Annotated in this window: 15 protein-coding genes and 1 pseudogene; 9 read left to right on the plus strand and 7 right to left on the minus strand. The window is 72.3% G+C overall.

What is annotated here, in order from left to right; genetic code table 11:
* Positions 1-174: 174 nt before the first annotated feature.
* Together ACWD26_RS03495 and cobT are read right to left on the minus strand one after the other, a co-directional pair.
* Positions 175-834 (minus strand): annotated as a pseudogene (locus tag ACWD26_RS03495) (hypothetical protein); the annotation flags it as partial.
* Positions 835-964: 130 nt separating this feature from the next.
* On the minus strand, positions 965-2,080 hold the full coding sequence (cobT, locus tag ACWD26_RS03500) for a nicotinate-nucleotide--dimethylbenzimidazole phosphoribosyltransferase (protein WP_451265760.1): 1,116 nt from the start codon (positions 2,078-2,080) through the stop codon (positions 965-967).
* A gap of 218 nt (positions 2,081-2,298) precedes the next feature.
* On the opposite strand from cobT, the gene ACWD26_RS03505 reads away from it, so the two are divergent.
* On the plus strand, positions 2,299-3,267 hold the full coding sequence (locus tag ACWD26_RS03505) for a class I SAM-dependent methyltransferase (RefSeq protein ID WP_451265762.1): 969 nt from the start codon (positions 2,299-2,301) through the stop codon (positions 3,265-3,267).
* Here ACWD26_RS03505 and ACWD26_RS03510 read toward each other — a convergent pair.
* Positions 3,256-4,461 carry a bifunctional adenosylcobinamide kinase/adenosylcobinamide-phosphate guanylyltransferase gene (locus ACWD26_RS03510; protein ID WP_451265764.1) on the minus strand — a complete coding sequence of 402 codons (1,206 nt, stop codon included), beginning with the start codon at positions 4,459-4,461 and terminating at the stop codon, positions 3,256-3,258. The genes ACWD26_RS03505 and ACWD26_RS03510 overlap by 12 nt on opposite strands.
* Positions 4,462-4,584: 123 nt before the next feature.
* Between ACWD26_RS03510 and ACWD26_RS03515 the strand changes: the two genes are divergently transcribed.
* Complete coding sequence (locus tag ACWD26_RS03515; protein ID WP_451265766.1) at positions 4,585-4,791, plus strand: hypothetical protein; 207 nt, start codon at positions 4,585-4,587, stop codon at positions 4,789-4,791.
* Positions 4,792-5,117: 326 nt separating this feature from the next.
* Here ACWD26_RS03515 and ACWD26_RS03520 read toward each other — a convergent pair whose 3' ends face one another.
* Together ACWD26_RS03520 and ACWD26_RS03525 are read right to left on the minus strand one after the other, a co-directional pair.
* Complete coding sequence (locus ACWD26_RS03520; RefSeq protein WP_451265994.1) at positions 5,118-5,831, minus strand: class I SAM-dependent methyltransferase; 714 nt, start codon at positions 5,829-5,831, stop codon at positions 5,118-5,120.
* A gap of 80 nt (positions 5,832-5,911) precedes the next feature.
* Positions 5,912-6,541 (minus strand): DUF3043 domain-containing protein, encoded by a 630-nt coding sequence (locus ACWD26_RS03525; protein ID WP_451265768.1) that lies wholly within the window; start codon positions 6,539-6,541, stop codon positions 5,912-5,914.
* 336 nt (positions 6,542-6,877) lie between these two features.
* On the opposite strand from ACWD26_RS03525, the gene ACWD26_RS03530 reads away from it, so the two are divergent.
* The 6 genes from ACWD26_RS03530 (at position 6,878) to ACWD26_RS03555 (ending at position 15,747) form a co-directional block, all read left to right on the plus strand.
* The gene (locus ACWD26_RS03530; RefSeq protein ID WP_451265770.1) at positions 6,878-7,666 is read left to right on the plus strand and encodes a PspA/IM30 family protein; all 789 of its coding nucleotides are present in this window, start codon (positions 6,878-6,880) and stop codon (positions 7,664-7,666) included.
* A gap of 27 nt (positions 7,667-7,693) precedes the next feature.
* Positions 7,694-7,972, plus strand: a complete 279-nt coding sequence (gene pspAA / locus ACWD26_RS03535) for a PspA-associated protein PspAA (protein WP_451265772.1) — start codon at positions 7,694-7,696, stop codon at positions 7,970-7,972.
* A 124-nt stretch (positions 7,973-8,096) separates the two neighbouring features.
* Entirely contained in the window at positions 8,097-9,344 is a 1,248-nt protein-coding gene (locus ACWD26_RS03540) for a sensor histidine kinase (RefSeq protein ID WP_451265774.1), read from the plus strand.
* A 22-nt stretch (positions 9,345-9,366) separates the two neighbouring features.
* Complete coding sequence (locus ACWD26_RS03545; RefSeq protein ID WP_451265776.1) at positions 9,367-10,056, plus strand: response regulator; 690 nt, start codon at positions 9,367-9,369, stop codon at positions 10,054-10,056.
* 204 nt (positions 10,057-10,260) lie between these two features.
* On the plus strand, positions 10,261-13,383 hold the full coding sequence (locus tag ACWD26_RS03550; RefSeq protein ID WP_451265778.1) for an efflux RND transporter permease subunit: 3,123 nt from the start codon (positions 10,261-10,263) through the stop codon (positions 13,381-13,383).
* Between the two features lie 117 nt (positions 13,384-13,500).
* The gene (locus tag ACWD26_RS03555; protein ID WP_451265780.1) at positions 13,501-15,747 is read left to right on the plus strand and encodes a protein kinase domain-containing protein; all 2,247 of its coding nucleotides are present in this window, start codon (positions 13,501-13,503) and stop codon (positions 15,745-15,747) included.
* Positions 15,748-15,768: 21 nt separating this feature from the next.
* Here ACWD26_RS03555 and nadA read toward each other — a convergent pair whose 3' ends face one another.
* On the minus strand, positions 15,769-16,953 hold the full coding sequence (nadA, locus tag ACWD26_RS03560; protein ID WP_451265782.1) for a quinolinate synthase NadA: 1,185 nt from the start codon (positions 16,951-16,953) through the stop codon (positions 15,769-15,771).
* A 316-nt stretch (positions 16,954-17,269) separates the two neighbouring features.
* On the opposite strand from nadA, the gene ACWD26_RS03565 reads away from it, so the two are divergent.
* Complete coding sequence (locus ACWD26_RS03565) at positions 17,270-17,626, plus strand: HesB/IscA family protein (RefSeq protein ID WP_451265784.1); 357 nt, start codon at positions 17,270-17,272, stop codon at positions 17,624-17,626.
* Positions 17,627-17,762: 136 nt separating this feature from the next.
* On the opposite strand, the gene ACWD26_RS03570 is transcribed toward ACWD26_RS03565, so the two are convergent.
* On the minus strand, positions 17,763-19,541 hold the full coding sequence (locus ACWD26_RS03570) for a hypothetical protein (RefSeq protein ID WP_451265786.1): 1,779 nt from the start codon (positions 19,539-19,541) through the stop codon (positions 17,763-17,765).
* Between the last annotated feature and the right edge of the window lie 50 nt (positions 19,542-19,591).

Raw genomic sequence — 19,591 nt, forward strand, 5'->3', positions numbered from 1 at the left:
GGGTCCGGCCGACTTGTCCGGTCGCACCGGCCCGTTCGATTCCACTGGCCCGTCTGGTTCCACCGGCCGTTCCGGCCTCACCGGCTCGTCGGGTCCGGCCGACTCGTCCGGTTCCACCGGCCCCTTGGATTCCACTGGCCCGTCCGGTCGCGCCGGTCCGTCCGGTCCGGTTGAGCCGACGGAGCGTCGGTGACGTGCGGCCACGGCCGCGTACACCACCAGCACCGCCGCGATCGCCGCCAGATGCTCCTTGCCGGCGAGGTTCTCCTTCACCAGCACCTCGACGACCATCGCCACGACGACCGCGCCCGCCGTGAAGTACGCCCGGTAGAGGCATCCCACGAACACGGCGAGCCCGACCACGGCCGCCGACGGCCCGGTGTCCACGACCCGCGCGTCCGACGCCGGCAGCCCCACGAAAAGGACGTCCGGGCCGAGCGCGATGCCCATGCGCGCGTACAGCGTGCCGGCCAGCGTGGCGACGTACGCGATCGCCAGCGTCCGCCGCTTCCCCAGACAGAGCTCCGCGATCCCGAACACGATCAGGATCTGCGCCAGCGCGCCCCACACCGGCAGATCCAGCGCCGGTACGAAGAGGGAGAGCGGCGTCCGCAGCAGCGCGAGCCAGAGCGGCTCCTCGGCGCGCACGGCACCCACGTTCTCGATGAACCGGTAGCCCCAGGACTGGTGGTGCACGGCGTGGACGAGGGCGGCGAGACAGACGGCGGCGATCGTCATGGGGATCGCCCGCAGACGACGCCGCACAAGGGCCGGCCGCACGGTGTCGTACAGCAGCCCCCACTCGGCGCGCGCCCCGCGGACGGCCCCGTTCATCCGTGTGTCCTCATCCGTGCGACTCCAGGTGCTCGCGGTGCGGCCACCACAGCGCCCGCCACGTTCGAAGACCGAACGGAACACCGCGAAGTTGAGCGGGACCCTCGTGATCCCGGTCTCCCCGGCTCGCTCAGGTCGCGTCGTACTCCTCGGCGAGCGTCTTCTCGTCGGCGTCGGCGTCGGCCTTCTCCGGCTCCACCGGCTCCCGCTCGGGGAGCTCCGCCGACAACGCCGCCGCGGCCCGCACCAGCGGCAGCGCCAGCAGCGCCCCCGCCCCTTCCCCGACCTTCACCCCGTGGTCGAGCAGCGGCTCGATGGCCATCCGGTCCAGCGCCTTGGCCTGCGCCGGCTCCCCACTGCTCTGCCCGGCGAGCCACCAGTCCGGCGCCCGGAACGCCACCCGCTGGGCGACCAGCGCACACGCCGCCGAGACGACCCCGTCCAGGATCACCGGCATCTTCCGCACCGCACTCTGCAGCAGGAACCCGGTCATCGCCGCCAGATCCGCCCCGCCCACGGTCGCGAGCAACTGCAACTGGTCCCCGAGCACCGGCCGGGCCCGCCGCAGGGCGTCCCGTACGGCCGCGCACTTGCGCATCCACGCCAGATCGTCGATCGCCCGACCGCCCCGCCCGGTCACCACGGACGCGTCGGTCCCGCACAGCCCCGCCACGAGGACGGCCGCCGCCGTGGTCCCGCCGACGCTCACATCGCCGAGGACGACGAGGTCCGTCCCGGAGTCCGCCTCCTCGTCCGCGAGCGCGACGCCCACGCGGAACGCGGCCTCCGCCTCCTCCGTCGTCAGCGCGTCCTCGACGTCGATACGGCCCGACCCGCGCCGCACCCGGTGCCGTACGACCTCCGCGGGCAGCGCGTCCGGGTCGCAGTCGAGCGAGAGGTCCACCACGCGTACGGGGACGTCGAGCTGCCTGGCAAGCACCGACACCGGGCTGCTGCCGTCGAGGACACCCCGTACCAGCTGGTCCGCCGTGCTCGCGGCCCGCGCGGAGACGCCGAGTTCGGCGATCCCGTGGTCGCCCGCGAACAGCACCACACGGGCCTGGCCGATCGGTCGCACCGGCACGGCCGACTGCGCCGCCGCCAGCCACTCACCCAGGTCGTCGAGGCGGCCCAGCGCCCCGGGCGGCACGATCTGCCTCTCCCGGCGCGCCTCGGCGTCGCGGCGCACCCCGCCGTCGGGGCGCTCGATCAGATCGGTGAAGTCGTCGAGATTAAGCGAGCTCATTCGCCGAACAGTACCGGCAGCGATCGAACACGACCGCGCCACACCGTGACCCCGCGACGTACGGACGCCTCACCACGCCACCGGCACGTCATTGCACCTCGGATCACCCACACCTACGTACCTTTTTGAGGCGAATGTCCTTAGGTCGTCGCCCTTGTCGTCCCCGTTTCCTCCGTCGCCCCGTCGCCCCGTCGCTTCCGCCGTCCCCAGGAGCCGCCATGCCCCCCACCTCGCGGCCGGACCCCGGCCAACTCGCCCCCGGCACCGACCCGTTCCAGGAGCCACGCCGAAACGACTGTCCGTGGTGCGGCTCGCGTCAGTTGCGTACGCGGGTGCGCGCGCCGGAGGGGAGGCGGCGCACGCGGGGCGTGTTCGTGGTCGACGAGTGCCGGGACTGCCGCCACGCCTTCCAGAACCCGCGGCCCACGGCGGACGGGCTGCTCCTCCGCCACCACCAGCACCCCGTCGAGGACCACATCCGCTCGCACCTCACCGGGCGGCTGCGCCACCGGTACCTCCGGGCCGCCGCCCGCGCGCTGCTGCCGTACCCGGAACCGGAGAGCTGGCTCGACGTCGGCACCGGCCACGGCCACTTCCCGGAGGCCGCGCGCGAGATCCACCCGTACACCGCCTTCGACGGCCTCGACCCGACCGCGCGTGTCGAACGGGCCTGGGCGGCGGGGCGCGTAGAGGAGGCTTATCAGGGCCTGCTCACCGACCCGGAGATCACCGCGCGGCTGCGCGCCCGCTACGACGTGGTGAGCATGTTCCACCACCTGGAACACACCGCCGACCCCCGCGAGGAACTCCGCGCCGCCCGCACCGTCCTGCGCCCCGGCGGCCACCTCGTCGTCGAAGTCCCGGAGCCCGTCCGCCCGTTCGGCAGACCGCCCGGCAGAGGACGCCGACCCTGGAGACGGTCCGACCGCCCGCGCCCCCTCCACCTCATGCCCCTGCGCAACCTGCTCGCCGAGCTGGAGTCCCTGGGCTTCGAGATCCTGGTCACCCGCACCTGCGCCGCGCTCCCGGCCCGCGCACACCGCATCATCGCGCGCCGCCCGGCACAACCGGCCGCCCCGGCACCCCTCAGAGTCCCGACGGCCAGGCCCTCAGCCCCGTCAGCGCCCCCTGCCGCCTCCGCGCCCCCTGGGCAGTCCTGGCCCGACCCCTCGGCCTCAGCCCCGTAGGGGCAGCGCCTGACCCGCCACCACCAGCAGCACGTGCTCGCACTCCGCGGCGAAGGCCGCGTTCAGGCGGCCGAGTTCGTCACGGTAACGGCGCCCGGAGGCGGTGGCCGGCACGATCCCGGAGCCCACCTCGTTGGAGACGGCGACCACCGTGCGGCGCGTGTGCCGTACGGCATCGGTCAGCTCGGCGACACGCGCCCGGAGCGCGCGCTCCCCACCCCCGGCCCACTCCGCGTCGTCCCACGCCCCCACCGAGTCCATCGCGTCCGTCAGCCACAGCGACAGACAGTCGATGAGCAGCGGCGCCCCGTGGTCGTCCTTCAACAGCGGTACGAGGTCACAGGTCTCGACCGTGCGCCAGAAGCCGGGCCGCCGCTCACGGTGGGCGGTGACCCGCGCGGCCCACTCCCCGTCGCCGTTGCGCGTCCCACCGGTCGCCACGTACAGCACGTCCGGGAACGCCTCCAGCCGCCGCTCGGCCTCCACCGACTTGCCCGAGCGCGCCCCACCGAGCACGAGCGTCCGGCGCGGCACATCGGGCACGTCCTCGTAGGCGCCCACCGCCAGCGTCGTACCGTCCGACACGGCGCGCGCGCCCGCCGCCGCGAGCCGGCGCGGCAACTCGCCGTCCCCCGGCACGTCATGGTCGATGTGTACGGCGATGACATCGGTGGTCGGCCCGACGACCCCCGCCGCCCGCAGCCGAGCCAGGGCGTCCGGCCGCCCCAGCACATCGGCGAGCACCATGTCGTACGGCTCCACCGACCGCTCGTCCATCCCGGCGGGCGCGCCCCCCGGCGGCAGATACAGCAACCGCTGCCCGCCCGGCCCCGTCACCGCGTACCCCGTCCCCGGCGAGTCCAGCGCCTGCGCCCGCACCCGGTGCCCGGTCAGCAGAGCCAGCTCCCGCCCGTCCGGCACCCGCCCCGGCTGCGGCAGCCCCGCCGGCACCTCCACGGGGGGCCCGTCGTGGGGATGCGACAGCAGCACCTGCCGTACGCCGGTCAACGAGTGCCCGGCGCGTGCGGCCGCTAGGGCGGCGCCCGGGGTGAGGTCGAGCAGCAGTGTGCCGTCCACGAGCAGCGCGGTCGCCCCGCGCGCGGCAGCGCCGAGCGCGGTCGCGCACACCGCGCACGGACAGTCGGGGCGGGGAAGCCCCGCGGGGGCGCCGGTGCCGAGCAATGTCAGTTCCACATCCCCGATTTTCCCGTGTCCCGATGAACACCCGCAGGTCTTGTGCGTCCGACTAGGCTCAGGGAGGACCGGATCTTGCTCGGTACTGTGTGCGGTATCGGGCCGGTACTTACGGAGGCTCACATGGCGGCATGGACGTGGCGGTTCGAGAAGTCCGACGGGGCGGAGGTCCAGCCCGCGGTCCAGCCCGAGGAGTTCACGACCCAGGGAGACGCCGAGTCGTGGATCGGAGAGCACTGGAAAGCGCTGCTGGAGGGCGGCGCCGATCAGGTGCGCCTCTTCGAGGACACGGCGGAGATCTACGGTCCGATGAGCCTGCACGCGCAGTAGCTCCGCGCGGTAGCTCCGCTGGGGGCGGGGTCCCGGATCGGGGCTCCGCCCCGAATCCCCGCAGGAGAACTCGGGGGTGCGGCTGCTCGGCGGGTGCGGGTGGTGTGTGGTTGCTCGCGCAGTTCCCCGCGCCCCTGAAGGGCCAGGCCCTGCGGGCCTGGAAAGCGGCGGGTCGGCGGGCCGAAAAGCACGGGGCGCAGCCCCTGCTTTTCAGGGGCGCGGGGCTGTGCTGATATGCGGCTCCGCCGCGTGGGCGCGACCAGCCCCCACTCACCCGCACCCGCCGACACACCCGCACGCCCGAGCTACTATCAGGCGCCGCGCCCTTACCCCCGCACCCCGCACAGGTGCAGCAACGCGGCCACCCGCCGATAGGGATCCGTCCGCCCCGCCCGCTCCTCGGCCGCGAGCAACGCCTCCAGCGCCTCTGGCACCTCCGGCAGCCCCGCGTCGTCCGCGGCCAGGTCCGTGAACACCCGCACCCCGTACCACGCGTGCAGCGGCGCCCCGATCCCCGCCAGCGCGTCCGTCAGCATCTCCAGCCGGTCCGCCCGCACATCCAGCCCGAGCCGGTTCCGGTACGCGGTGGTGTCGAAGGCCGCCAACGCCCCCGCCCAGTCCCCGGCCAGCCCCGCCCGCATGGCGAGCGCGTCGCCGTTCCGTACGAGCAGCGACAGCAGCCCACCCGGCGCCAGCATCCGCGCCAGCCCCGCCAGCAGCGCGTCCGGCTCCTCGACGTACATCAGGACACCGTGACAGAGCACCACGTCGAAACTGCCCGGCAGGAAGTGCACACCGGTGTCCCGGCCGTCACCCTCGACGATCCGCATCCGCCCGCGGATGCCCTCGGGCTCGGCGGCGACCACCTCCCGGGCCACGGCGATCAGCTTCGGCTCCCGCTCGATCCCGGTCACCGCGTGCCCGGCCCGGGCCAGCCGCAGCGCCTGCGTGCCCTGTCCCATGCCCACGTCGAGCACCCGGAGCCGCTGCCCGACCGGGAAGCGTCCGGCGATCTGCTCGTCCACCTGGCGGGAGACCAGTTCCTGTCGTACGACCTCGCGCAGTGTGCCCAGCCGGTTCAGCCAGGCCTCTGCGGCACCCCCGGAGAAAGCCGTCGTGCTCAGGGTCGCTCTCCGCGCTTGACCTGCGGCTTCGGCAGCCGGAGGCGACGCATCTGGAGGGTGCGCATCAGGGCGTAGGCCACGGCGCCCTTCTTGTTCGCGTCGGGGAAGCGCGCGTTCAGCTGCTTCTTCAGACGGAACCCGAGGCTGATCGAGTCGACCACGATCAGGACGATGACGAAGAGCCACAGCAGCAGCGCGATGTTCTGCAGCGACGCCACCCGCACCATGCTCAGCACGAGGATGATCACGGCCAGCGGCAGGAAGAACTCCGCGACATGGAACCGGGAGTCCACGAAGTCACGGGCGAACTTGCGCACCGGGCCCTTGTCCCGGGCGGGCAGATAGCGCTCGTCGCCGGTCGCCAGCGCCTGGCGCTGCTTCTCCAGCGCGGCACGGCGCTCGTCGCGGGAGCGCTTGGCGGCCTCCTTGCGCGTCGTGGGCGTGTTGGCCACGCTGCGACGCTGGGACTGGGCCTCGCTCCGCTTGGGAGTGGGCCGCCCCTTGGGGGCCTGCGGATGACGGGTCTGCTTGGAGTCGGTCACCGGCGCCTTGTCGGCGACCGGGTCCTTCTCGCTCTTGGCGCGGCTACGGAACACAAAACCCAAGGGTACGGGGTGCCGGGGCATGGACCCCAGCCCGGTGGGGAACGATCCGGCAACACCCGGCGTCTGTGCTGGGGACAGAGCCAGGGCGAATGTGGCCGGAAGTCTCGGAGAAGGGGGAGTGCGGTGAAGGTTCGTCCGTGGGCGAACTGAGGTGTTCCGGGGGGCGGCCCGTACTCAACCCCGGGGAACACCTACTCCCTACGCCGGAGCGGCGCCGTACACAGTCGTCCTTGGGGATGAGCGCATCCGTCCCCGAACAGTGCGGTAATGGATGCAGGGCCCGTACTGTGGGTTCTGTCGCAGACCTGTGAGCTGGAGTCCGTCAGAAGGGGGCGCGCGAAGCCCATGAGCGGTGTCATGAAGCGTATGGGGATGATCTTCCGCGCGAAGGCGAACAAGGCCCTTGACCGGGCCGAGGACCCGCGCGAAACCCTCGATTACTCGTACCAGAAGCAGCTGGAGCTGCTCCAGAAGGTGCGGCGGGGTGTGGCCGACGTCGCCACGTCGCGCAAGCGCCTGGAGCTCCAGCTCAACCAGCTCCAGTCCCAGTCCTCGAAGCTGGAGGACCAGGGCCGCAAGGCGCTCGCGCTGGGCCGGGAGGACCTGGCCCGCGAGGCGCTCTCGCGCCGTGCCGCGCTCCAGCAGCAGGTCACGGACCTGGAGACACAGCACGCCACCCTCCAGGGCGAGGAGGAGAAGCTCACCCTCGCCGCCCAGCGTCTTCAGGCCAAGGTCGACGCCTTCCGCACGAAGAAGGAGACGATCAAGGCCACCTACACGGCCGCCCAGGCCCAGACCCGTATCGGCGAGGCCTTCTCCGGCATCTCCGAGGAGATGGGCGACGTCGGCCTCGCGATCCAGCGCGCCGAGGACAAGACCGCGCAGCTCCAGGCCCGCGCCGGCGCCATCGACGAGCTGCTCGCCTCCGGCGCCCTCGACGACCCGTCCGGCATGCACAAGGACGACATCCAGGCCGAGCTGGACCGCCTCTCCGGCGGCACGGACGTCGAGCTGGAGCTCCAGCGCATGAAGGCGGAGCTGGCCGGCGGTTCGTCCGCGCAGCAGCAGGCCATCGAGGGCGGCACGGGACAGGCCGCCCCGCAGCAGCAGTCCCAGCGGCAGGACACCCCGCGCTTCGACAAGTAGGGGTCTCTCGTCCCCGAGGAGGGCGACATGATCGTACGGATCATGGGGGAGGGGCAGGTGAGGCTGGACGACGTCCACTTCGCCGAGCTGAACAAGCTGGACGACGTACTCCTGGCGGAAATGGAGGTCGGCGACGGCCCGGGCTTCCGCCACACCCTCCACGCCCTCCTGGACAAGGTCCGGGAACTGGGCACGCCCCTGCCCGACGACTCCCTGGAGCCGTCGGAGCTCATCCTCCCGGCGCCGGACGCGACGCTGGAGGAGGTCAAGGAGATGCTGAGCGAAGACGGTCTGATCCCGGGATGAGAAGCAGGGCGCAGCCCTTGCTTTTCAGGGGCGCGGGGCTGCATCGATATGCGGCTCCGCCGCGCGGGCGCGACCAGCCCCCACCAGCCTGCACCGGACCGACGCCCACCCCCTGGTGACAACCGTGAGCACCTTCCAGCGCGCCAGGGCCTGGCTGACAGCGCACCCCACCGCGCTGGACGCGGCCCTCGCCCTCGGCGTCCTCGTCGCGATGGTCGCGGGCTCGTTCGTCGACCCGTCCGCCGACCACGGTGGCAAATGGGGCGCCCGCACCCCCGACCGGCTCAGCCTCGCGCTCATGGTCCCGGCCGCCGCCGTCCTGATCGCCCGCCGCCGCGCGCCCATGCTCGTCCTGGGCGCGACCTCGGCCCTCACCCTCGCCGAGCTGGTGACCGGCGACCCCCGCGCCCCCGTCGCGATGTCCGCCGTGGTCGCGCTCTACACGGTCGCCTCCACCACCGACCGCCCCACCACCTGGCGCGTCGGCCTGCTCACCATGACCGTGCTGACGGGCACGGCCATGCTCGCCGGGCCCCTCCCGTGGTACGACCAGGAGAACATCGGCCTCTTCGCCTGGACCGGCATGGCCGCCACGGCCGGAGACGCGGTCCGCAGCCGCCGGGCCTTCGTGGCGGCCATCAGGGAACGCGCGGAACGAGCCGAACGCACCCGTGAGGAGGAGGCCCGCCGCCGGGTCGCCGAGGAGCGCCTGCGGATCGCCCGCGACCTGCACGATGTCGTCGCCCACCACATCGCCCTGGTCAACGTGCAGGCCGGGGTCGCCGCCCACGTGATGGACAAGCGGCCCGACCAGGCCAAGGAGGCCCTCGCCCACGTCCGTGAGGCGAGCCGTTCCGCGCTCAACGAACTCCGTGCCACGGTCGGCCTGCTCCGCCAGTCCGGCGACCCCGAGGCCCCCACCGAGCCCGCCCCCGGCCTGGCACGGCTCGACGAACTCGTCGGCACCTTCCACAGCGCGGGCCTCGCGGTCGAGGTGGCCCGCGCCGACCAGGGCGTGACCCTGCCGGCCGCCGTCGACCTCGCCGCCTACCGCGTCATCCAGGAAGCCCTCACCAATGTGCGCAAGCACGCCGGTCAGGAGGCCAAGGCCGAGGTCAGCGTCGTACGCGTCGGCTCGAACGTGGAGATCACCGTTCTCGACAACGGCACCGGACCCGAGGGGAAGGACGCGGACGCCGAGGGCGACAGGGACGCCGGCGGAGGCCACGGCCTGCTCGGTATGCGGGAACGGGTGACCGCGATCGGCGGCTCCCTCACCACCGGCCCCCGCTACGGCGGCGGCTTCCGCGTCCATGCGATCCTGCCGCTCGAGCCCCGAACGACCGCCGCAGAAGAACCCGTACGACCGTGACCACCGCCCCGGGGGACCCCGTATGACGATCCGTGTCCTGCTCGCCGACGACCAGGCGCTGCTGCGCAGTGCCTTCCGGGTACTCGTCGACTCGGAGCCGGACATGGAGGTCGTGGGGGAGGCCTCGGACGGGGCGGAGGCGGTGCGGCTCGCGAAGGAGGAGCGAGCGGACGTCGTGCTGATGGACATCCGGATGCCGGGCACGGACGGACTGGCCGCCACCCGCATGATCAGCGCCGATCCGACGCTCGCGCACGTCCGGGTCGTCATCCTCACCACCTTCGAGGTCGACGACTACGTCGTGCGGTCGCTGCGCGCCGGCGCCTCCGGCTTCCTCGGCAAGGGCTCCGAGCCGGACGAACTGCTGAACGCGATCCGGGTCGCGGCCGGCGGCGAGGCGCTGCTGTCGCCCACCGCGACCAAGGGCCTGATCGCCCGCTTCCTCGCCCAGCCGGACGACTCCGCCGACGGCGACGGCGGTGCCGCCGCCCGCTCGGAGCGGCTCTCCACACTGACCGGCCGCGAGCGCGAGGTGCTCGTGCAGGTCGCCGGGGGCCTCTCCAACGACGAGATCGCCGAGCGCCTGGAGGTCAGCCCGCTGACCGTGAAGACACACGTCAACCGGGCCATGGCCAAGCTCGGCGCCCGCGACCGGGCCCAACTGGTGGTCTTCGCCTACGAGTCGGGCCTGGTACGCCCAAGGGTGGACTGAGGGCCGCCGGGGACTACTCCACTCGGAGTATGCGCGGCATAAGGAAATGGCCCTGGGGAGCGAGGGAATAGGGGTCCCCTATGGCTCAGGGTATGAGGTGAGCGCTCACAACCGCTTCACAGGGGCGACACATGGGGGGATCGAAGCCGCATGTGGCATGGGCGTTCGTCCTCCGCTCACGCCACAGAAGAGAGACCCTGACCCATGTCCTGGCTGTCTCGGTTCAGCCTCGCACAACGGGCCCTCGTCGGTCTGATGTCGATCATCGCGCTCGTCTTCGGGGCGATCGCGATACCCCAGCTCAAGCAGCAGCTGCTGCCCACCATCGAACTGCCCATGGTGTCCGTGCTCGCCCCCTACCAGGGCGCGTCCCCGGACGTGGTCGAGAAGCAGGTCGTCGAGCCCATCGAGGACAGCCTCGAAGGCGTCGACGGCATCACCGGCGTCACCTCCACCGCCAGCGAGGGCAACGCCCTGATCATGGCGTCCTTCGACTACGGCCCCGGCACCGACCAGCTCGTCGCCGATGTCCAGCAGGCCGTGAACCGGGTCCGGGCGCAGCTCCCGGACGACGTGGACCCGCAGGTGATCGCCGGCTCGACGGACGACATGCCCACCGTCGTCCTCGCCGTCGCCTCCGACGAGGACCAGCAGGCCCTCGCCGACCGGCTCGACCGGACCGTCGTGCCGACGCTGGAGGGCATCGACGGTGTCGGCCAGGTCACCGTCGACGGCGTACGGGACCTCCAGGTCACCGTCACCCCCGACGACGCGAAGCTGGCGAAGGCGGGCCTGAACACGATGGCCCTCTCCCAGGCGCTCCAGGCCGGTGGCGTCACCGTCCCGGCGGGCTCCTTCGACGAGGACGGTGCCAACCGCACCGTGCAGGTCGGCGGCGGCTACACCTCGCTGGAGCAGATCGAGAACCTGATGGTGCGCGGCGAGGGCGCGAAGAAGCCCGTACGCCTCGGCGATGTCGCCGCCGTCAAGGAGGAGCAGGCCAAGGCCGACTCCATCACCCGCACCAACGGTGAGCCGAGCCTCGCGGTCATGGTCACCATGGACCGCAACGGCAGCGCGGTCGCGATCTCGGAGGCCGTGGAGGACCAACTGCCGGACATGCGGCGGGACCTGGGCTCCGGCGCGACCGTCACCGTGGTCAGCGACCAGGGCCCGGCGGTCTCCAAGTCCATCGACGGTCTGACCACCGAGGGCGCGCTCGGCCTGGTCTTCGCGGTCCTGGTGATCCTGGTCTTCCTGGCGTCGATCCGCTCGACCCTCGTCACCGCGGTGTCCATCCCGCTGTCGGTGGTCCTGGCGCTGATCGTGCTGTGGACCCGGGACCTCTCCCTCAACATGCTGACGCTCGGCGCGCTGACCATCGCCATCGGCCGGGTCGTCGACGACTCGATCGTCGTCCTGGAGAACATCAAGCGCCACCTCGGCTACGGCGAGGAGCGCGAGGAGGCGATCCTCAAGGCGGTCCGCGAGGTCGCCGGCGCCGTCACCTCGTCCACGCTGACGACGGTCGCCGTCTTCCTCCCGATCGGCCTGACCGGCGGCATGGTCGGCGAGCTGTTCGGCAGCTTCTCGCTGACCGTGACGGCGGCCCTGCTGGCCTCCCTCCTCGTCTCCCTGACGGTCGTCCCGGTCCTCTCCTACTGGTTCCTGCGCGCCCCGAAGGGCACGCCCGAGGACGCCGAGGAGGCGCGCCGCAAGGCCGAGGAGAAGGAGGCGAAGAGCCGCCTCCAGCGGTTTTACGTCCCCGTCCTGCGCTTCGCCACGCGTCGCCGGCTGACCAGCGTGGCCATCGCGGTCGTCGTCCTGATCGGCACGTTCGCCATGGCCCCGCTGCTGAAGACGAACTTCTTCGACCCGGGCGACCAGGAAGTCCTCAGCCTCAAGCAGGAGTTGAAGCCCGGCACCAGCCTCGCGGCGACCGACGAGCAGACCAGGAAGGTCGAGAAGCTGCTCGCCGACACCAAGGGGGTCAAGGACTACCAGGTCACCATCGGCTCCTCCGGCTTCCTGGCCGCGTTCGGCGGTGGCACCGACACCAACCAGGCCTCGTACAGCGTCATGCTGGACGACTCGGCCGCCGCCGCGGACGTCCAGGACACGATCGAGAAGGGCCTCGCCGGGCTCTCCGGGATCGGTACGACGACCGTCGCGGTCGGTGACGCCTTCGGCAGCCAGGACCTCAGCGTGGTCGTGAAGGCCGCCGACGGCGACGTCCTGCGCAAGGCGGCCGAGCAGGTCCACGACGCGGTCTCGACCATGGACAACGTCACCGACGTCACCAGTGACCTGGCCCAGAGCGTGCCCCGCATCTCGGTCAAGGCCACCGACAAGGCGGCCGCGGCCGGCTTCGACGACCAGACCCTCGGCGCTGCCGTCGGCCAGGCCGTACGCGGGACGACCAGTGGCCGGGCCATCCTCGACGACACCGAGCGGGACGTCGTCATCAAGTCGGCGAAGCCCGCCGAGACGCTCCAGGAGCTGCGGGACCTGCCGCTGGGCGCGGTGAAGCTCGGCGACATCGCGGACGTCGAGCTGGTGGACGGCCCGGTCTCCATGACCCGGATCGACGGCCAGCGGGCCGCGACGATCACGGCGAAGCCCAAGGGCGACAACACCGGCGCGGTCAGCACCGACCTCACCGCCAAGCTGGACGCCCTGAAGCTCCCCGAGGGCGCCACCGCCGACATCGGCGGCGTCTCCGAGGACCAGGACGAGGCCTTCGCCTCCCTCGGCCTCGCGATGCTCGCGGCGATCGCGATCGTCTTCATGCTGCTGGTCGCGACCTTCCGGTCCCTGATCCAGCCGCTGATCCTGCTGGTCTCCATCCCGTTCGCGGCCACCGGCGCGATCGGCCTGCTGATCATCACCGGTACGCCTATGGGTGTCCCCGCGATGATCGGCATGCTGATGCTCATCGGCATCGTGGTGACGAACGCGATCGTGCTGATCGACCTGATCAACCAGTACCGCCGACAGGGCCACAGCACGGTCGAGGCGGTCATCGAGGGCGGCCGCCACCGCCTCCGTCCGATCCTGATGACGGCGCTGGCGACGATCTTCGCGCTGCTTCCCATGGCCCTCGGCATCACGGGCGAGGGCGGCTTCATCGCCCAGCCGCTGGCCGTGGTCGTCATCGGCGGCCTGATCACCTCCACCCTCCTGACCCTCCTGCTGGTCCCGACCCTCTACACGATGATCGAGATCCGCAAGGAGCGCCGGGCGAAGAAGAAGGCCCTGAAGCGGGCGGGCACCCCGTCCGAGCCGACGAAGTCGGAGTCGGAGAAGCCGGAGCCCGCCGGGGTGTGACACCCCCGCGCCCAGGGCGGCCGGGTCCCGAACCATGTGGGTTCGGGACCCGGCCGTCTGCGTGCCGCCCTTGCGTATCCTGTGCCTCGAACTGCTTCACGGGGGAGGGGCCCGCGCGTGGCGCTGCACAGCGACGACCCGAGATCGGTCGGCGGGTACAAGGTGGTCGACCGGCTCGGCAACGGAGGCATGGGCGTCGTCTACCGGGCCAGGGCACGCTCCGGCCGCGAGGTCGCCGTGAAGGTGGTGCACGCCCAGTACGCGCAGGACGCCGTCTTCCGCACCCGGTTCCGGCAGGAGATCGAGGCCGTCCGCAAGGTCAGCGGCGCCTTCACCGCGGCGGTCGTGGACTCCGACCCGGAGGCCGCACGCCCCTGGATGGCGACCCAGTACGTGCCCGGTCGCTCGCTCGCCCAGCGGATCCACGACCGGGGCCCGCTCCGTGACACCGAGCTGCGCTCCCTGGCCCTCGGGCTCGTCGAGGCGCTGCGGGACATCCACCGGGCCGGTGTGGTGCACCGGGACCTGAAACCGGCCAACGTCCTGATGGCGGCGGACGGCCCCCGCGTCATCGACTTCGGCATCTCCCGCGCGGCGGAGAACCACGCCCTGACCGAGACCGGACAGATGATCGGCACCCCGCCCTTCATGTCCCCGGAACAGCTCACCGACGCCCGCACGGCCGGCCCGGCCTCGGACGTCTTCTCCCTCGGGACGCTGCTGGTGTACGCCCTCACCGGGCGGGGCCCCTTCGACGCGGACAGCCCCTATCTGACGGCCTACCGGGTGATCCACGACGAACCCGTGCTGGACGGGGTGGAAGGGCCGCTGCGCACCGTTGTGGAGCGCTGTCTGGCCAAGGAGGCCGCCGACCGCCCCGGACTCGACGAACTGGCGCGGGAGTTCGAGACCGCCCTGCCGGAGCCGGAGCCGGGCGCCCTGCCGGCGGTGGCCCGGCACGAGGACGCCGCGGCCGTCGCCACGGAGATCCACGTCGGGACCGGGACGGGCCCGGAGCCGGACCCACGCCCCGCCCGCCGACGCCGTCCCCTGCTCGCCGCGACCGGCACCGTCGGCGCGCTGGTCCTCGGAGTGACCGCCTATCTGCTGGGGCCGGGTGGCGTGGACACGACCGACGCGGCGGCCCCGGCGCCGTCCGCGACCTCCCGCTGGACGGCTCCGCCCAGCGGCTGGAAGCCCTGGCAGACGACGGTGTTCGCGACGGCGTCGGCCGGCGCACGCCGACCGCTGCCCCCGAAGGACGGCAGCCACGGCGGCGCTCCCTCCTGCCAGGCGCACGGCAACGACGTCTACTGCGCGGGCGCGGGAGCCCTCCCGGTCCGCGTCGACGGCCGTACCGGAAAGACCCTCTGGCGCGCGGGCATCGCACCGGCCACCACCGAGCGGAGGCTGTACCACGCCTCGGTCCTCGGTGTCCGGGACGGCACCGTCCTCGTGCAGCAGACCGTCTCCGGCGACGAGCCCGTGGTGGACCCGGTCCATCTCGTCGCCCTCGACGCCAAGACCGGTGAGCAGCTGTGGACCCGTCAGGTGGACACCACCCACGTCTACACGGCCCTGACCGATGGCCTGGTCCTCACCCCCGAACACGGCGGCGAGACGGTCACGGCCCGTTCCCCGCGCACGGGCGCCGAGCGCTGGTCCCTGCCGATGCCGGCCGGTCACCACTGCGTGTTCACCACGGCCGGAGCGGGCACGTACGCGCACTGCCGGCCGGTGACCCGGGACGCCAAGGCGGCCAACGCGGAATCCCGGGTCCTGGTCGTGGACCGCGCCGACGGCTCGGCCCGGACCGTGAAGGTGCCGCTGAACAGCGTCCTGCTCGGCGCGAAGCAGGGAGACCTGGTCCTGGTCGCGGACGACACCGAGTACACCGACGCGACCCGCGGCAGCGACCCGACGTACGACACGATCCTGCTCCTGGACCCGGAGACCGGGGCCCGGGTGATGACGAAGCCGGGCGAGAACGGGCGGGGCCGGGCGGCCCTGACGGGCGGCGTGCTGGTGTTCACCCGGTCCGGCGGCCAGGTGACCGCCGTGTCACCGCACACGGGCGAGCTGCTGTGGCGGGCCAGGACCAGTCTGGAACGTCCGGGCGAGCCCGGGTACGACGCCGTGACGGGCACCCTCTACCTGGCCAGCGTCACCGGCAGGGTCGCGGCGCTCGACAGGCTCAAGGGCACCCTGCTGTGGGAGACGCTGCCCCGTGCCACGCCGACCTGGTCCGTCCAGGGCGCGCCCTGGACGCTGCCCCACGAGGGAGCGCTGGTCGTGGCCGCCCCCGACGGCGCTCTCTTCTCCCTCGATCCCGCTCACCCCGACCGGGAGCCCGTGTCGGGGTGAGCGCGCGTCGCGGTACGAGGGCTACGGCAGCGCCAGCATCCGCTCCAGCGCCAGCTTGGCGAACGCCTCGGTCTCCTTGTCGACCTCGATCCGGTTGACGAGGTTGCCCTCGGCCAGCGACTCCAGCGTCCAGACCAGGTGGGGCAGGTCGATCCGGTTCATGGTGGAGCAGAAGCAGACCGTCTTGTCGAGGAAGACGATCTCCTTGCCCTCGGGCGCGAAACGGTTCGCCAGCCGCCGGACGAGGTTCAGCTCGGTGCCGATGGCCCACTTGGAACCGGCCGGCGCGGCCTCCAGCGCCTTGATGATGTACTCGGTCGACCCGACGTAGTCCGCCGCCGCCACGACCTCGTGCCTGCACTCGGGGTGGACGAGGACGTTCACACCCGGGATGCGCTCCCGTACGTCGTTCACGGACTGCAGGCTGAAGCGCCCGTGCACCGAGCAGTGCCCCCGCCACAGGATCATCTTCGCGGCCCGCAGCTGCTCGACGGTGAGGCCGCCGCCCGGCTTGTGCGGGTTGTAGACGACACAGTCGTCGAGCGACATCCCCATGTCCCGCACGGCCGTGTTGCGCCCCAGGTGCTGGTCCGGCAGGAACAGGACCTTCTCACCCTGCTCGAAGGCCCAGTCCAGGGCCCGCTTGGCGTTCGACGAGGTGCAGATCGTGCCGCCGTGCTTGCCGGTGAAGGCCTTGATGTCGGCGGAGGAGTTCATGTACGAGACGGGCACGACCTGCTCGACTATGCCGGCCTCCGTCAGCACGTCCCAGCACTCGGCGACCTGCTCGGCGGTGGCCATGTCGGCCATGGAGCACCCGGCGGCGAGGTCCGGCAGCACCACCTTCTGGTCGTCGCCGGTCAGGATGTCCGCCGACTCCGCCATGAAGTGCACACCGCAGAACACGATGTACTCGGCCTCGGGCCGCGCCGCCGCGTCCCGGGCCAGCTTGAAGGAGTCGCCCGTGACGTCCGCGAACTGGATGACCTCGTCGCGCTGGTAGTGGTGGCCGAGCACGAAGACCTTGTCCCCGAGCTTCTCCTTGGCCGCGCGGGCACGCTCGACCAGGTCGGGGTCGGACGGGGAGGGGAGATCGCCGGGGCACTCGACGCCGCGCTCGCTCCTCGGGTCGGCCTCGCGGCCGAGCAGCAGCAGGGCGAGGGGCGTCGGCTGTACGTCGAGCTCCTGGGTCTGGGCGGTGGTCACGACACGCACCCTTTCTGTTCTGCGGCTCGCCGCCCGGGGGAGGGTCGGCGGGACATTCGGGCTATCCTTTTCGTCGAATTGACGTTATCTATCATAACCGCTTCACGTCACGTTGACGATGTCCATAGCGTCGATGTGACATGAATCCCGGTGACGGCATCCCGGGCCGCCGTCCACAGGTCGGTGCCCACTTCACGGGCCATGTGCGAGCATGAAGAGAGACGCGAGGGAAATCCGCGCGGCCCGGAATGAATCCGGGGCTCCGGCGGTTGCACTCGTCGGCAAGCAGTCTCCGTACAACCCGGGAGAGATGTAGATGTCCGTATCGGACGAGTCCACCACCGTCACCGACGGCATCATCCTGTCCGACGCCGCCGCGGCGAAGGTCAAGGCCCTGCTCGACCAGGAAGGCCGTGACGATCTGGCGCTGCGCGTCGCCGTTCAGCCCGGCGGCTGCTCCGGCCTGCGCTACCAGCTCTTCTTCGACGAGCGGTCCCTCGACGGCGACGTCGTCAAGGACTTCGACGGGGTCAAGGTCGTCACCGACCGCATGAGCGCTCCCTACCTGGGCGGTGCCTCCATCGACTTCGTCGACACCATCGAGAAGCAGGGCTTCACCATCGACAACCCGAACGCGACGGGCTCCTGCGCCTGCGGCGACTCCTTCAGCTGAGTCGCGGCCCGCGCGGCAGCGGTTCGCGCACGGGTGACAGACACGACGAAGGCGGCGTCCCCCTCCGACGGGGACGCCGCCTTCGTACGTCTGCTCGCCTGCCGCGGGGCCGTCCGCCGGCCTGTCGCGGCGGTGCCTACCGCGGCTGCAGCTCCGCGATCCCGCCCTCCGGGATCGCCTCGCCGTCCGACCCGACCACCTTCCGGTCGCCCAGCGGCTCGTCCAGCCGCACCGTCCGCTCCACCGCCTTGGCGATCAGGATGCAGACCTTGTCCTCCCACGGCGTGTCGGTCACGGTGACCTTCACCTCACCCGACTCCTCGCTCACCGAGGCCGTGTAGTCGCTGCACACCCCGCCCCAGAAGGTCACGGTCAGCTCGTCGCCGTCGACCGTGTAGCCCTCCACCCGCACATCGCGCGAGGACGGACCGGTGGACGGCGTGTCACCCGGGCCGCCGGGCTCCTCGGTCGGCTCCGACCGGGCCTCGGGGGAGGTCAGGTACTTCGGGTCGATCGCCGGATGCGTCACCGTGTACGGGTCCCCGGCCCCCGCCGGCCGCACCTCGAACAGCCAGGACGGCACCAGCGCCGGCCGGCCGTCCACGTGGTGCGAGGCGAGCCCGAACACCGCGTTCCCGACGGTGACCGGCTCCGGCTTCGGCGGCGTGGACATCCGCTCGCACGGCGTCGTCGGGTCCGCTCCGACCGTCCCGCTCTCGCCGGCCGGCTCGTTCTCGCCCTCCAGCGGTACGGGACCGGTGCAGCCGCCGACCCCCCCGCGCGCGGTGCCGGCACCCTGACCGGAGCCGTTCAGCAGCTCCAGCGCCCGCTCCGCGTCGACCACGGCGTACGTGTCGCTCTTCACCGGCGACTTCAGGTTGCCGCTGCCGCCGGCCACCTGGCCGTCGGCGCCGATCTGGATGCCGGTCGTCCAGCCGTACGTCGGCAGACCGCCGACCTCGGGATCGGCGTTCACCACCCGTACGGCGCCCATGAGCTGGGTGGCGTCGAGCTTGGCGTCGTCCTGGCCGACGGCCTTGAGCACCGGGGCCGCCGCCTTCTCGGCCGCCGCCTCGCTCACCGGGTCGCCGCCCTCGGCCGCGCCGCCGGAGCAGACGTCGACCTTCTGGCAGTTGTCGGTGCCCGGCGTGAACCGGCTGAACGTCCATGTCCCCGGCGACTGCCTGTTGACCTGGAGCGCCGGTCCCGACCCGTCCCCGGCGTTCCCCACCCGCCAGGCCTCGCCCTCGGCCGTCGGCTTGCCCTCCACACCGAGCGCCTTCGCGAGCCGCGCCACCTCGGCGGCCGTCACCTCGCCCCTGACCGGGTACACGGCGGCCGAGCCGGGGCCGTCGGGCAGCTCACCGCCCGCGCGATAGGTCACCCCGCCGGGGTTCGGCTCACCGGGAGCAATGCCGTTCGAACCGCCGCCGGTGTAGCCGTCGAGGGCGAGCGGCGGGGGAGTGCCGTCACCGCCGGGTGCGCCGGAGCCGCCGCCGGACCCACCGGAGGCGGTGGCGGCGAGGAGCGCCCCGCCGCCTCCGACCAGCAGCACCGCGGCGGCCACCGCGGCCACGGCCACCCGGGAACGCGGTCGGCGCGGCCGCTCCGCGGTGCGGACTTCCACGAGGTGACCGACTTCGTCGTCGTCGCCACCACCGCCATCGGCGGCTACGGTACGTTCGTCCGCGGCGCCGTCGGCGGCAGCCCGCGCGCCCTCGTCCTCGTCGCCGGAGCCGGCCCCCTCATCCACGTCACTCTCCGCCGCGGCCGTGGGCTCATCGGCCCGGTCGGCGGCATCATCGGCCTCGTCGGCCCCGGTGACGTCATCCCCGGCAGCCCTGAGCTCCTCGGTGGCGTCGGGCTCGGGGCCCTCGTCCGGGGTCTCGGGGTTGTCGGGTCGCTCGGAGTTCACCGCATCGCTCCTTCGGCTGGTCGTACACCGCATCCCCTATACAGGGGACA

This window comes from Streptomyces sp. NPDC002787, from assembly GCF_053592095.1.